Raw genomic sequence first — 13,527 nt, forward strand, 5'->3', positions numbered from 1 at the left:
TTGTCCCTCAATCAACTCGCGGTGTGGTACGTGTACATGCTCGCCCCGGAGAGCCCTGCATATCATCTACAATTCTGCTCACGGATTACATCCGTGCTTAGCTTGGATCGACTGGAAAGGGCTTTGGCGACCGTGGTCGCACAGTCACCGATGCTGCGAACCACCATCAATTGCGAGACGGGGGTTCCGCTTCAGACAGTCCATGCGAGCTGGCGTCCAAGCCTGATGATCTACGATTCAAGCACACTGTCTGAAGAGGAACTTCTGGAGCGGGTTCGAGACGATTATGAGCAACCATTCGATCTTGCCGCTCATCCCGGGTTTCGGGCGAGTGTTTATTGTCGAGGATCTGATGACCACGTACTTCTACTCACAGTACATCATGCGTTCATAGATGGCTGGGGACTGAGCCTACTTGTTGATCGTATATGCTGTGCATACGCAGGTGAGGTACCCGATCGACCAGTTGCCGAATACCTCGACTTCGTCCGCTGGCAAGAACGATTTATGCGGAGCAGCGAAGCTCGCCGCCAGCTCGGTTACTGGGAGTCCGAGCTTGATGGCGTTCCATCGGTACTTGACCTGCCCGTCGACAGACCGCGACCATCTTTGCAGGCGCTGCGGGGCGATTCTGTGACGTTCTCGGTTGAGCGAGACACGACTAGCCGACTAGTACACCTTGCACGGGAATCCAATTCGAGCCTCTTCCGTGTGCTTCTCTCGGTGTGTCACGCGACGATTGGCTGTCTTGCTGCCTCCGATCAGGTCCTGATCGGTGCGCCGGTGGCTGGACGGAGTCAGCCGGGCTTCGCGGATACCATCGGTCATTTCGCCAACCTCCTTGCGTTGCGTGGAGACTTGCGCGGCGAGCCAAGCTTCCGTGATCTCGTTCACCGGACTGATGCTATTGTTCGGTCTGCTTTGGTCAATCAAGATTATCCCTTCGCAGCTTTAATTGAGAATCTTGCGTTCCCCCGGGGCGCTGGGCGCTCACCGGTGGTTCAGGTCAGCTTTGCATTACAGCGTGCACCGATACCTGAGATGCCACAGTTCTTCTTGGCCTCGTCGGGTGAGCGGGGTTTTGAGCGTAAGGGGCTCACGTTTGAGCCGGTAGGACTGGGGCAACAACATGGAGCATTCGATTTATCTCTATGGCTGGCCAGATCGTCCCGAGGGCTCATTGGAGAGTTGAAGTACAACTCGGACCATTACTGTCGGCCGACGGTCGAGCGGTACACAGAGATCCTGCCAACCTTGCTCGCCAGGGTTGCGAAAATTCCTGATATGTCAGTTGTCGAGCTCTTCCGGATTGGTTACTAATTCATTTGCCGACGAATGTGAGTACAAGGGCCTGAACGCTGGGCTTCGGCATCCGATCACTGATTCCTAAAGCGTGTTGCAGAAGGCCGTGATCAGGGCATCTTCCTTGTATGGCCGGGGTGTTGAGGGCAGAGCAGGTCTGGGTTGAGACGTTTACCGGGCTGCGGGTCGAGCAGTTCGGGCGGTTGCTGAAGGCGGTCCGCGAAGTGGTGGTGACGGGTGCGGGTGGGGGCGGCCGTGGCGGCTTCCGCTGGCCGAGCGGGTGCTGCTGGTGGCCGTCTACTACCGCACGAATCTCACGATGCGGCAGCTCGCCCCACTGTTCGGTATCTTGCCTGCGACGGTATGCCGAGTGATCCAAAGGCTCGGCCCGCTGCTGACCATCGAGCCGGCCCAGGCCCCGCAGAACGCGGTCGAGCGCTTATGGATCGTGGACGGCACCCTCCTCCCGGTCCGCGAGCGCACCGTGGGCGCCTCCTCCCGCAACTACCGGTTCTCGGCGAACGTGCAGGTCATCATGGACACGGAGACCCGTCTCGTGGTGGCGACGGCCCGGCCGGTGCCGGGTACCACCGCGGACGCCAGAGCGTGGCGAGATTCCGGCCTGGCAGAGCATTGCCTGGGGGTGACCGTGCTCGGTGACGGCGGCTACATCAACACCGGCCTGATCGTCCCGCACCGTAAACGGCCCGGACAGCCCCTGTTGAAGGGCGAGGAAGACGACAACGCCGCACACCGCAAGGTCCGTGCCCGCGTGGAACATGTCTTCGCCCGGATGAAGAACTACAAGATCCTCCGTGACTGCCGGCAGCGCGGCGACGGCCTCCACCACGCCGTCCAGGCCGTCGCCCGCATGCACAAACTCACACTCGCCGCATGACCAGACACGCCAACCGCCCAGTTCAGGCTGCGTGATCACGGCCTTCTGCAACACGCTTTAGCGGGACACCATCATCTGCAAGGCGACGACACCCTGTTCAGAAGCCGTGATGAGCGCATCCTCCCGTGTCAGGGCCCAAAAAAAGGGGGGAACGGGACTGGCTGCTCGCCGGTGGACCGGAGCTGCGCCGGTTCGAAACACCATCTCATCCCCGCTCGAAGCGCTGGCAGGCGCCCGGGGACGGAGGTGTATTCGGGTCTATGTCAGCCACTCCGTCGAGATTTCCCGTTCGAGATACCCCCACGGGTCGTTGCGCAGGGCTGCTGGCAGCTCCTCCGCGTCGTAGAGGCACCGGGAAGCCTCCTGGCAGACGAACTGTGTCAGACCCAGCACCGTCAGGCGTAGATGCTCCCAGCCGCGGGTGATGGTCACAACGTCCACGAACCGTTCCCGACGCGGGTCGTCCGTAACGTGCGACAGCGCGTTACGCCGTTGGCCGAACCGGCTGAAATGACTGTTGATCTGGGTGCTGAGGTACTGCGGGAGCAGAGGACGTGCTTCCTTGAGCAACTCGTTTATGGCCGGGCTGCCTTCCCCCATGGCCGGCTTGAGTGCCTCGGCTATCCCGTAGCCGCGCCAGTACGTGGACGTCTGCATCATCTCGGGCCACGGCTCTGCCATGGCCTCCAGTACAAGGACATGATGCGCGAGCCCGATGAAGGCCGATCTGATGTTCGCGTCGTCCGGCAACAGTGCTGGAGCGACGGGCCACTCGTAGGAGGAGGTGCCGATGATGCTGGCAAGCGTCCATCCGACGATGACTGGGCTCAGGTCCGGGGGCAGCGGTGTGGTGAGACCCGGCACTTCGGCGAGCGCACGCTGCAGTACGTTCTCTGCCAGCGCGGCACCCAGCTCTCGGTCTTCTCCTGTGATGCGCAGCCCAGCCAGGATCCAGGTGGCCAGCAGAGCATGCTCGTTCCTCGGCAACGCGAGGCTGCTGACGCTGTCGGCATCGGTCGACTCCAGCAGCGCTGCCCAGTACTCGTTGTACGCATCGGCCGCAGTGCCGAGCCACACGTGGTCGTAGCCGATCACGGCAAGACGCTCCTCCAGAACGTCGCGGCGTGCCTCATCGGCGGCGAGCAGCCGGTACAGCTCGGCGTACACAAGCGGTGAAAGCTCGCACCTCAGCTCGTCCATAGGACCTGTTCCAGCTGTTCGGCCAGCGGTACCTCCGGCTCGGTGTCGCCGTCGTAGTCGAGGGCTTCTCTGGGGATCGGGAAGCGTTCGATGTCCGCGCGTTTCAGGGACGGCACGGTCGATCCACGAAGGAGGATCCGCCTGGTGGCCTGCCCTTCGCGCCCGTTGAGGTAGTGCGCCAGGGCCGGCGCCTGCGCGTGGTCGAGCAGGCGCAGGACGAAGACATGCTGATCTGCCACGCCCGGGCGCTGGGCAACGGTCGCATAGGAATAGTCGCCCAGGCCCGCGATGAGGAGATCTCCGGGAGCAATGACGGGCGCCCCAGACGTCTCCGGTTCAACCCATCGGCGGGGCGGCTTTCCAGCGAGGGAACTGACGTCCACCACCGGCAGGGTTCCCGGCACCTCCTCAGGCACTTCGGCATTCCGAGTCGATCGAGACCGCGCGAGCTCCCGGATGAAGGAGCTGAGAGGCTCGCCGTCGTCCAGGAGACCAGGGCGGGGTGTGGCGAGCGTGATCGCCCAGTCGTTCCGGACACGAAGATCCGCCGTGGTCCACCAGGTCGACTCCGCAGGCGCCTCCGCCTGATGGGTTCGCTCCTCGATCCGGGCGAGTGCTTGGCGCAGCTCCTCCGCGTGCGCCAGAGGCGGCACCGGCAGCGTCATGTCGAGCAGATCCGTTGTCTTGACGACTCCCGTGGTCGACCCTGCCGCCAGGAGCGCTCGCCGGGCACACCCACTCCGGCTGTTGAGTACGGCCCAGATCCACAGGGAATCGACCGAGGCGAGGGGGCGCAATGCCGTGAACCGGGAAGAAAACAGCGCCCCGTTCAGCCGGTCGTCGATAAGGAGTGCCGGACCGGATGCCGAGGGCGGCACCAGGACGTCACCGCTTCGCAGCCCGCGCAGGCCGACGGCGAAGACGCTCCCCTGGTACTTGGTGCTGCGCCGCCGGATGACGCCCGTTGACGCCGCCACATTGGCGGGCGTGATGACGGGCGAACCAGCCCGTGTCACCGTGCCCGGCGGCAGACTCGAAGCAAGCTCGCGCAGGGAAGCCAGCGGTGCCCGCGTCGGCCACTGGAATGCGGAAGAAGCCAGCCTGACCGGATCCCATCCAGGTCCGGCCCTGCGCAGGTCAACGACCAGGGACCTACTCATGACTGCCCCAGGCCGCGCGGAGTGGCTGCAGGATTGATGAACGCGAGTGCCGCGCTCAGAGCCGCGCCCTCCGGCTCCAATTGGTTTTCCCAGTCGTCACCGAGCTGCGCGACGAATGTCGCCGCCGGTTCCTTCTTGTCAATCGCCATCAGTACGGAAGTGCCTGCCGCGCCGACCATGGCTCCCCTGGGCAGACCGATCAAGGCCGCCACGTGAAACTCATTGGCCAGAAACGTCCGATACGACGCATATCGCTCCGACCATGTGAACCAGCTCGCCACATGGAACACGGCGCGCCCGCCCGCGTTCAGCGCCCGCAGGCTCTTGTCGACTGCTGCGACGTCACCGTCGGTGGTCCTCGATCCGTCCATCAGCGTCTGGTGATCAGATGAGCGGACACGAAGAGGCGGCGCGGTGACGATGACGTCAGCCCCCACGAATTCCGTGCTGAAAGCATCGGCCTCATCGATCGTCACGGGTAGCGGGGCGCCGCTGCCGATACTGGCGGCGAGGCCTGCGAGTCGCGGATTGATCTCGTAGCCGACGAACCGGGCCGGGACATCCACACGGATGGCACGGTCGAGAACGGCCCACAGGAACGAGCCGGTCCCGCAGAACGGGTCCAGGACGGTCCCCGTCACACGCTGTTCGACCAGCGCGGCGACCGCGGAAGCGATCACCGGGTGGGAACTGGATTCAGAACTGCCGCGGGAGGCAAACTCGATCAGTGCCGAACGTTTGGCACGCCACAGCACATCCGGTCGCACGGGAAGAAGCCCGCCGTCCGGCAACTCGATACCGGGCTGCTCAGTCTCGGCCAGGACCGTCCGGGACGGAAAAGCGTCGCTGGCACGCGCCCCGGAATCGCGAAGACGATCGGCCTCGAACCAAAGGCGCTGCACCAGCAGGGACGTCGCGAGTTCTTCATCGGTGAGCAGACCCCGTGCACCGTACTCGGGAGGCGTCGGACCATCGACAGGTTCCAGGGACCGGACACCACGGTCGGCCTTGAACCACTCGCCGTTGACGACTGCGTAGTGGTCGACCGTGCCCATGACGTCCCGGCTACGGGCAAGGCCGGGCAGAGCCAGCTCGGGCCGCTTCAGCCGTCCGCTCTTTACCTCGACAACTGCCCACGGCACCAAGTCCCCATCGGCGTTAGCGGCCCAGGCCAGCACATCGGGCCGCAAGCTCGACAGCTTCTCAAGGCGCGGCTGCACCTGCAGAAGCGTGTAGCCCGCAGCTCGAAGCACGGACCGTACGTCAGCCGCCGCCACGTTCCTGTCCGGCATCGTCTACCCCCTCTCCAGATCAAGCCAGCCGCGAAAAGTATCGCGCCCACTCGACCACTGCAACCCGAAGCCGCAGTCGCTCTTCCATGACCGTGACCGCTGCCCGGCTAGGCACGCGCGCTACTGGTAGACGGTGGTGATCGGCGTGGAGACGCTGGCTCCCCTGCCGGGGGCGGCGTAGGAGATGGTCCACACGGGGGCGGTCTTGTTCGGGTAACCGTACAGGTAGCCGCCGTTGTCGCAGCCGTAGTTCAGGCGCTGTCCCGCCAGCGTCGCGGTACCGCCACCGGCGAACGAGCAGCGGGCACCGTTGGTCAGGACGAGGGTGATCGGTTCGATGTCGGGTCCGCCTGGCATGTGGTTGTTGTTGCCGGGAAAGCCCTCGGGGACCGACAGTTCGACCATGCGGTCGGGGGCTCCGTCCAGGCACAGCGCGCTGGTGTCCGAGGGATCGGAGTCCGGGGAGAAACAGGGGTCGAGGATCCGGTCGCCAGCGGTGCAGCGCCAGGCGTCCGTGCGCATCGTGGATTCGGCGGTGCCGAAGCAGGAGCCGCTGGCCCGGTCGGTGATGGTGATGCCGGTTGCCGGGGTGCCGCCCGGGGACCAGGGGCTGAGAGTGACCACCTGGGTCTGCGTCGGCGCGGACGACGCCGCGGCGGTCGGGGTCTGCAACTCGGTAATGGCTGAATGGGCGAGAGGTGACGTGGTCGCAGCCGGTGTGGCGGCAGGAGTGGAGCGGGCCGCGGCCGGCTGCGGGGAGTGGGTGGCGCGCACCGGTTCGTGGCCCGGGGCTAGCGCGAACCATGTCCCTGTGGCGGCCACGGCGAACACGGCGGCCGCGACGACGATGAGCCGGGCGCGGCTGGAGGGAGGGCGTATCGCGGCAGCCAGCCAGGCGGGGTCTTCGACGGTCGGGGGGTGCCACTGCTCTGCGATCAGGTTCGGGACCTCGGTGGGCCGGTCGTGGCCATCCCCGAGGACCTGGGTCGCCTGCTCGCCGAGCAGCTCGGCGGTCTGCTGCGCCACGACGGCGGACGACGGCCGGTGGCCCGGTTCTTTGGCGAGGCACGCCGTCACCAGGCTGAGCATGTCGTCGGGGACGCCGTCGAGGTCCGGCTCCGCGTTCAGAACCCGGAAGGCGACGGCCTCGGCGTTGCCGGTGCCGAAGGGGTGGCGGCCGTTGGCCGCGAAGGCGAGCAGCGCACCCCAGGCAAAGACGTCCCCGGGCGGCCCGGCGGTGCCGTCCCGGTAATACTCGGGACTCAGCCAGCCAGGGGTCCCGGTCAGCATGCCGGTGCGGGTGACCGCGGTGCCGTCGGCGACGTGGGCGATACCGAAGTCCAGCACCCGCGGTCCGTCCGGGGCCAGGATCACATTCGCGGGCTTCAGATCGCGGTGGACCACCCCGGCGGCGTGCACAGCCGCGAGCGCCCCGGCCGTCCCCGCGGCGAACAGGTGCAGTTGGATCCCGGCCAGCGGCCCGTGCACAGCCGTGTGCTCTCCGAGCGTCAAGCCGGGTACGTAGGCCGTCGCCAGCCATGGGATGTCCGCCTCGGGATCGGCCTCCAGCAGCGGCACCAGACACGGACCCGACACCCGCCGCAACACCTGCACCTCGCGCCGGAACCTGGCCCGGAACTGGTCATCCGCCGCCTGCCCGGCGTGCACGGCCTTCACTGCTACCCGTTCGCCCCGCTCTCCCACCGCGGCGTACACCGTGCCCATCCCACCCGCGCCCAGAACCCCGACCACCCGGAAGCGCCCGATCCGAGCCGGGTCCGAGGCACGACGAGCAGCAATCCGCGACACGAACAAGACCCCCGCCGAGAGCGATTGCGGACGAGATGTGAACCCTAGCGGGGATCGCCGGTGCCACACGCCGATCGGCGGCAGATGAGATCCACCCGCGCCCTGCCCGCCCAGCCGGACCCCGAGCCCTCCGCCATCAGACCTCCACTGATCACGGGGCGCCGTGCGGCCGACCGGCACACGGCACACCCTCGCCGAGCCACCCGACGGCATACTTTGAATCCCCGGATTGCAAGTTGACGTCACACTCCTCTAGCGTATCCTTCAATCCCGGGATTCAAAGTATTGCCGGGCTGGAGAGGGAAGGGCTTGGCCATGCTCACCATCGCACTCGGCACCTACCACACGTTCCCGGCGGACGAGTACGGGAAGTCGTCTGCCGGCTGGCGCCCGGGACTGACCGACGAGGAGGTCTACGAGGCGGGCCGTGGCCGCTGGCGACTCGGCACCCGCGCCGACCGCGAGCGCTACGCGCTGTTCACCGCCAAGGGCATCGTCGTCCTGGCCGTACGGATCGACAGCATCACGGACGCCGACCCCGACGGCCGCCGCACCATCAACGGCACCATCCTCAAGCCCGGCGACCCGGTGTACGACAAGTACGTAGGCAATGACGCCCCGGTGGGCAAGAGCCAGAATCCCGTCCAGTACGTCGACTCGCCATTCGACAGGACGCTCTGCGCCTGCGGATGCGGCAGCCAGACCCCCTCAGGCCGCAGCTTCATCGCCGGACACGACCAGAGAGCCATTCACGACCGGATCGCCAAGGTCGGCGGAGTCGTGGCATTCCTCGCCTGGTTCGACAGGACCTGGACAGAGACCGACTGACCACCCCGGCTCAGCGGCGCCTTCGCCCAAACCCACAGCTATCCGCCGGCCGCGACCGTCAGCGGCGACGAACAGAAAGAGGAGCCCCCGATGGCAGCAGAGACATCCATCCCGGTCACATCCGCCGCCGGTCACCCGCGGCTCGACTATGCGCTGGTGATCTACCGTTCCCAGGACAAGCACGGAATCGGCTCAGACGGCCACCTCTACGGTGAGACCGGCCAGACCGACGCCGTCCAGCGGGAAGCGGACAGCCGGTACTGGAGCGTATCCCCGGCCCGAAGACCTACCCTGCGCCTGCTCATCGTGGTTGCCGGCGGAGTGGTCTGCCGAATCTGGGCCGTCGACGCCGATGCCGAATGGGTTGAGGAACCGAGCGGAACCGGAAAGGTCGCGCTGCCCCTCGCCGACCATCCGCTCGACCCCGACGAGGTCCAGGTGCTCTATCCACACCTCGGCATAGCTGTCGGAGACGAACTACCCGCACGCCGAGGACCCATACGCCACTACATGCCCATCGCCGCAGCATAGAGCTGAGGTTGAGGCCCGGCTCACCGCTCGGATTCGGCGGTCGACTCAGCGGGACCGATCCTCATCGGCGCTCTGGTGGGCCGAATGCCGCGGAATGAGACAACTCCTGTCAGCGTCCGAGGTGATGGCGTTACTCTGGCTTGGGGACAGTGCACTGTGGGGGGCATGATGGCGGGAGCGACGCGTGCTCTGCTGGTCGGGGCGGGTTCTTCCTCCCAGTCCGCTCTGCGTCTGCCGCCCGGGACCGACCGGAATGTCAGCGCGTTACGCGAGGCTCTGACCGATCCCCTGGTCGGGGGGCTTGCACCGGATCTGTGCCAGACGGTCCAGGCTGCTGGTGGAGACAGCGTGCTGCGCCACATGGCGAAGGCGTCGGCTGGTGACGGTGCTCTGATCGTCTATTGGACGGGGCACGCCACCCTCTCTGCCGAAGGTGCGCTCCACCTGGCCCTGCCCGGCTCACTGCCAGGGGACCTGACGACGTGGGTGCCAGCGCGTCGGGTGACCGAGGCAATGACCGTCGACCGCTCCGCTGCGGCAGACCGGCTGTTGATCCTGGACACGTGTTTCTCTTCCTGGACGGGGATCGTCTCCGGGAACTACGACGGACTTGTCCGGCGCGCGGTCGAGCGGGTGTCGCGGAGCGGGGTGGCCGTGCTGTCGTCCATGGGCACCACGCCGACCGGATTTGCGGCCAACAGCCATGGTCTTTCGGTCTTCACGCGCCAGCTGATCGCGCAGTTGCAGGGTGGCGCTGATGCCTCGTCCGACGGGCTGCGTCTGGAGACGCTGTACCGTCTGTTGGGGACGGAACTCGACCGCAATGGTTACCGGCGTCCCTGCCTGCGGAATGCGGCCGCGTTCCGCAGGCCCCTGGCCGCGGCAACAGGCACGGCTCTTCGGGAATCCTCCGGGCTGCTGCCCGCACGGAGGTCTTCCTCTCATCTGACGGCCGACGTGATGCGTTATGCCCTCGCCGTGGCGGGCGCCGTACCCACAGCGGGGACCCCTGAGCAGCCCTTCCATGACGCCCGGAGGGTCTACCAGGCACTATTGAAAAGCCGTTGCGGGTTCACCGAGCGCAGTTCCACCCTGCTCGATTCCCCGCCCACCTTGCATGCGTTGCGCGCGAGCCTGGAGAAGATGGCCCATCAAGGTCGCAACATGCTCCTGGTGTACGTGTCGAGTTCGGGAACCGTGGATGCGGATGCCGATGGTCTCGACCTGCGCCTGGGGCTGGCGGGGCAGGAGAGCGTCTCCGTCAGTGACCTGGTCAGGGATCTGCAACGCGCCCGGGCCGAGCGCGTAACGCTGCTCATCGACGCCTGCCAGGCGCATACGGTGGGTGAGCCGCAACCGGACACCTACGACGACGATGCGTCTCGTCCGCCGTGGGGCAAGCGGCCCGGGTTCACGCAATTGGCAATCACGTGGAGCACCTCGGCCGCTTCGAGCTGGCTCTCGGCGCTCGACCCGGTGGCGCTGTCCGCTCAGGAACAGATGCCGCTTCCCTCAGCCTGGTTGACGCACTCGGCGCTGCTCAAACAACCCCTGCAGCAACCTGCCGACCAGGCACGCTGGAAGTTCTACTTCCCCGGCGCCGACATCAGCTGCGTCGACGACCAGGGTCCTTTGTCACCCTGGCTCGCCCTGCACGCAACCAGACTGGCATCCGCCGACACAGGCGTGGCGCACTGGCTGCTGTCCGACTTTTCCGCGGCAGCCGCTGTGCCGACCGCTGTCGCCCCGGACGAGGAAACCCCCCGCTCCACGGCAGCGGATGAGGTGGTGGAGGAGGAAGCACCGCGACCGAAAGCCCGTCGCCAGCGTGGCCACCGCGCCCGACTGCACGTGTTGGACGACGACCCTGCCGCGGCGGCTGAGGCAGGCGTCCACGTCAGCTTCCGCTATCAACCCCTCGACGAAGAGAACGAGACCTTGGCGGTGCCGGCAACCGAGGACGCGCCCCTGGACATCACGTTGCGGATCAGGGCCACGTCGGCGACCGTGCAGCCGTCGTTGATCCATACACATCTCACCGACGAACGCGGATCACCTCCCAGCGACTTCCGCGTGGTCCCGGAGTCTCAAGACCCGGTTACCTTGCGCATCGACGTCCTGCGGCGCGCCGACGGGGCCTTGATCCAGCAGTTGAGAACAGTGCTCCCAGCAGCCGAGGCGGAAGGTTCCAAGCTCTAGCGATGTCGCAAGAACGTGAACTGGACTACTTGGTAACCGCCGATCCGTACGACTCGCTGCGCACTCTTCCGCGACTGCGGTCCGAGGACTGCGAGACGCGCACCATGCTCTTGACGATCGACCAGCGCGACGGCGGAAGAGAGTACGACGTCATGGCGTGGGGCGACGCCTTGCCCTTCGACGGCAACGCCCCTCTGCGCGGGGTGATCCAGCGCAGCAGGGAGGAAATCACGTCCGAGGTCGGACTGCTGCTGCGGACCTGGCTGGAGAAGGTGATCCGACATCGAAGACCAGGATCATCCGGCTACACCTTCAACGGGTCCCCGGCAACCGACCTCGGCATGGACGCCGCCAGAGCCGCACTGTCCGACATAGGACTCGGCCTGGCCCGATCTGGACACGCACTGTTCGAGTTCCTCTTCTCCCGTGGAGACGCGGGGCTCTCGCGCCTGCGTGAGGCAATCTGCGCCGCACTGCGCGCCGGCCCGCAGATCGTCACGATCACCTCCAACGACCTCTTCGTTCCGTGGGGAATGCTCTACCTCCCGCCCGACCCGACGACCCGGCTGCCGCAGAAATCGGCGGCCTGGGACTGGAGCGGCTTCCTGGGATACACCCACCTCATCGAGCACACGCTCGGATACGTAGAGAACTACCACCCGCTCATCGAGCACGGTACGGAACGCCCCCAGGCGGGGCTCCAGTTCGATCTGCGGATGCAGGACGGACATGCGCCCGGCACAGGACCGATCGGCGCCGTACGGGCCGTCGTCGAAACCCATGCCGACATCACCGAACGCTCCTGCAAACAGGACCTCGGCGAGGCGCTGAGCGACCCGCTCGTCCGCGACCACATCCTGGTCTTCGGAGCCCACGGCTGCGGTGAACGGCAGGACCAGCGAGGCACCACACAGGCTCAGCTCACCCTCACCGACGGCGAGGCCATCTGCAGCTCCGACCTCGAATACTGGCGCGCCACCCGGCAGGAACGGCTGCCCGACCCCCTGTGCTTCATGATGGTCTGCGAGGGAGGCCGCACCAGGACCTTCGTCCACGAGGGCCTCGGCCGCCCGCTGTTCGACCTCGGCGTCGGCTGCCTGATAGGCCCCGAGATAGAGATACCCAAGACCTTCGGCAGCCTGTACACCTGCCGATTCTTCGAAGAGTTCTTCAAAGGCGAGCGCGCCGCTCCCGTCGCGCGCAGCCTCACCCGGGAGTTCGTGACCAAGCATGCCACCCCACTGGGCCTGGTCTTCACCCTCCTCCGGGGCATCGACAACCGTCTCGTGGACGCGTCCGCGGCAAGCAAGGAGCCGGCATGACAGTCGTGGACCTGCTCGACCTCGACGACAGCGGTCACCTCCTCGACCCCGACCACGGGGGCCGGGTTCCCTCCGAACAGGTGTCGACAGCCATCGAGAAACACCTGCGCCTACACGACGACACGACGGACATCTTCCTCTACGTCCACGGATGGCGCACCGACGCCGACAAGGCGGAGCAGGCCGCCACCCGGCTCTTCCAGCTCATAGAGGACCTGTCCGCACAGCAGCCCGATGCCTACCCGCGCATCAGCCCGTTCCGTCCCCAGTACGTGTGCGTGCGCTGGCCGTCGAGCAGCGCACCGACGAAGGCCGGCTACCGCACCATCCGCGACCGGACCGCCGCCATCGCCCACAGTGGACATGCCTCTCACGTACTGGCTGCCGTCCTGGGCTACTTCAACGAGCATCGCACCCTGCCCGAACCCGGACCGGACGTCCTGCGGGGCTCGTACGGGCAATATCTGCACGCCATCGGGCACTCGTTCGGCGGACGCTTCCTGTGCCACGCCATCGAGCAGGCCAGCAACCGACTGACGGACGGACCGGACACGTTCGCCTGGCTATGGAAGTCCGACGCATACCCCTGGACCCTCGACAGCCTCACCGTCTTCCAGATGGCCGCCCCCGCCGACGCCTTCACCGCCGCACCCTACGCCCGCCTGCTCGACGACAGCGTCCTCAACGCCCCCGTCACCATGACCTTCTCCCCCCACGACCGCGCCCTGGGTCTGTGGCATCGCCAGACGGAAGACGGAAGCAACGGCATCGGCTTCCTGGGCGCGACCGGACCACGGGAGCACCTGCACACCACGTTCCTGCATCGCACCACCGACGTCTACGCCTTCCCCACCAGCCGACTCATCAACATCGACGCCAACTCCTACTACCGCAGCTCACCCTGGCGGATCGAAGGCGCACATTCCGACTACTTCCACCCCGAATCGGCACACCTGCTTCTCTCACTGGCCAATCACGCACGCTGA

At 66.3% G+C, this 13,527-nt stretch carries 10 protein-coding genes and 1 pseudogene; 7 read left to right on the forward strand and 4 right to left on the reverse strand.

The window, feature by feature from the left end; translation table 11 throughout:
• Positions 1-36 precede the first annotated feature (36 nt).
• Together ABZ453_RS07940 and ABZ453_RS07945 are read left to right on the forward strand one after the other, a co-directional pair.
• Positions 37-1,320: a condensation domain-containing protein gene (locus ABZ453_RS07940; protein ID WP_359012995.1), complete on the forward strand. Its 1,284-nt coding sequence runs from the start codon at positions 37-39 to the stop codon at positions 1,318-1,320.
• A 110-nt stretch (positions 1,321-1,430) separates the two neighbouring features.
• Positions 1,431-2,200: pseudogene (locus ABZ453_RS07945) on the forward strand (transposase family protein).
• Positions 2,201-2,458: 258 nt separating this feature from the next.
• Here ABZ453_RS07945 and ABZ453_RS07950 read toward each other — a convergent pair.
• The 4 genes from ABZ453_RS07950 to ABZ453_RS07965 form a co-directional block, all read right to left on the reverse strand.
• Entirely contained in the window at positions 2,459-3,400 is a 942-nt protein-coding gene (locus tag ABZ453_RS07950; protein WP_359012693.1) for a hypothetical protein, read from the reverse strand.
• The gene (locus ABZ453_RS07955; protein WP_359012695.1) at positions 3,388-4,560 is read right to left on the reverse strand and encodes a hypothetical protein; all 1,173 of its coding nucleotides are present in this window, start codon (positions 4,558-4,560) and stop codon (positions 3,388-3,390) included. The genes ABZ453_RS07950 and ABZ453_RS07955 overlap by 13 nt, the downstream gene beginning before the upstream one ends.
• The gene (locus ABZ453_RS07960) at positions 4,557-5,852 is read right to left on the reverse strand and encodes a hypothetical protein (protein WP_359012697.1); all 1,296 of its coding nucleotides are present in this window, start codon (positions 5,850-5,852) and stop codon (positions 4,557-4,559) included. The genes ABZ453_RS07955 and ABZ453_RS07960 overlap by 4 nt, the downstream gene beginning before the upstream one ends.
• 120 nt (positions 5,853-5,972) lie before the next feature.
• Positions 5,973-7,661 (reverse strand): serine/threonine-protein kinase, encoded by a 1,689-nt coding sequence (locus ABZ453_RS07965; RefSeq protein WP_359012699.1) that lies wholly within the window; start codon positions 7,659-7,661, stop codon positions 5,973-5,975.
• Positions 7,662-7,976: 315 nt separating this feature from the next.
• Between ABZ453_RS07965 and ABZ453_RS07970 the strand changes: the two genes are divergently transcribed.
• The 5 genes from ABZ453_RS07970 to ABZ453_RS07990 all read left to right on the forward strand — a co-directional run bounded on the left by ABZ453_RS07970 (position 7,977) and on the right by ABZ453_RS07990 (position 13,527).
• Positions 7,977-8,489 carry a hypothetical protein gene (locus tag ABZ453_RS07970; RefSeq protein WP_359012701.1) on the forward strand — a complete coding sequence of 171 codons (513 nt, stop codon included), beginning with the start codon at positions 7,977-7,979 and terminating at the stop codon, positions 8,487-8,489.
• A 90-nt stretch (positions 8,490-8,579) separates the two neighbouring features.
• On the forward strand, positions 8,580-9,020 hold the full coding sequence (locus tag ABZ453_RS07975) for a hypothetical protein (RefSeq protein ID WP_359012703.1): 441 nt from the start codon (positions 8,580-8,582) through the stop codon (positions 9,018-9,020).
• 165 nt (positions 9,021-9,185) lie between these two features.
• A complete protein-coding gene (locus ABZ453_RS07980) occupies positions 9,186-11,219 on the forward strand; it encodes a hypothetical protein (protein ID WP_359012705.1) in 2,034 nt (677 codons plus the stop codon).
• A 2-nt stretch (positions 11,220-11,221) separates the two neighbouring features.
• Positions 11,222-12,541, forward strand: coding sequence for a hypothetical protein (locus ABZ453_RS07985; protein WP_359012707.1), 1,320 nt, complete (start codon positions 11,222-11,224; stop codon positions 12,539-12,541).
• Positions 12,538-13,527, forward strand: a complete 990-nt coding sequence (locus ABZ453_RS07990; protein WP_359012709.1) for a hypothetical protein — start codon at positions 12,538-12,540, stop codon at positions 13,525-13,527. Before ABZ453_RS07985 ends, ABZ453_RS07990 begins: the two co-directional genes overlap by 4 nt.

Origin of the sequence: Streptomyces sp. NPDC005799 (assembly GCF_040630525.1) — a bacterium.
GTDB classification, from domain to species: Bacteria; Actinomycetota; Actinomycetes; order Streptomycetales; family Streptomycetaceae; genus Streptomyces; species Streptomyces griseorubiginosus_B.

What these genes read in the sequence shown, in the direction of transcription:
- ABZ453_RS07940 (WP_359012995.1), top strand. Translation starts at nt 37, where the DNA reads ATGCTCGCCCCGGAGAGCCCTGCATATCATCTACAATTCTGCTCACGG.
- ABZ453_RS07950 (WP_359012693.1), bottom strand. Translation starts at nt 3,400, where the DNA reads ATGGACGAGCTGAGGTGCGAGCTTTCACCGCTTGTGTACGCCGAGCTG.
- ABZ453_RS07955 (WP_359012695.1), bottom strand. Translation starts at nt 4,560, where the DNA reads ATGAGTAGGTCCCTGGTCGTTGACCTGCGCAGGGCCGGACCTGGATGG.
- ABZ453_RS07960 (WP_359012697.1), bottom strand. Translation starts at nt 5,852, where the DNA reads ATGCCGGACAGGAACGTGGCGGCGGCTGACGTACGGTCCGTGCTTCGA.
- ABZ453_RS07970 (WP_359012701.1), top strand. Translation starts at nt 7,977, where the DNA reads ATGCTCACCATCGCACTCGGCACCTACCACACGTTCCCGGCGGACGAG.
- ABZ453_RS07975 (WP_359012703.1), top strand. Translation starts at nt 8,580, where the DNA reads ATGGCAGCAGAGACATCCATCCCGGTCACATCCGCCGCCGGTCACCCG.
- ABZ453_RS07980 (WP_359012705.1), top strand. Translation starts at nt 9,186, where the DNA reads ATGATGGCGGGAGCGACGCGTGCTCTGCTGGTCGGGGCGGGTTCTTCC.
- ABZ453_RS07985 (WP_359012707.1), top strand. Translation starts at nt 11,222, where the DNA reads ATGTCGCAAGAACGTGAACTGGACTACTTGGTAACCGCCGATCCGTAC.
- ABZ453_RS07990 (WP_359012709.1), top strand. Translation starts at nt 12,538, where the DNA reads ATGACAGTCGTGGACCTGCTCGACCTCGACGACAGCGGTCACCTCCTC.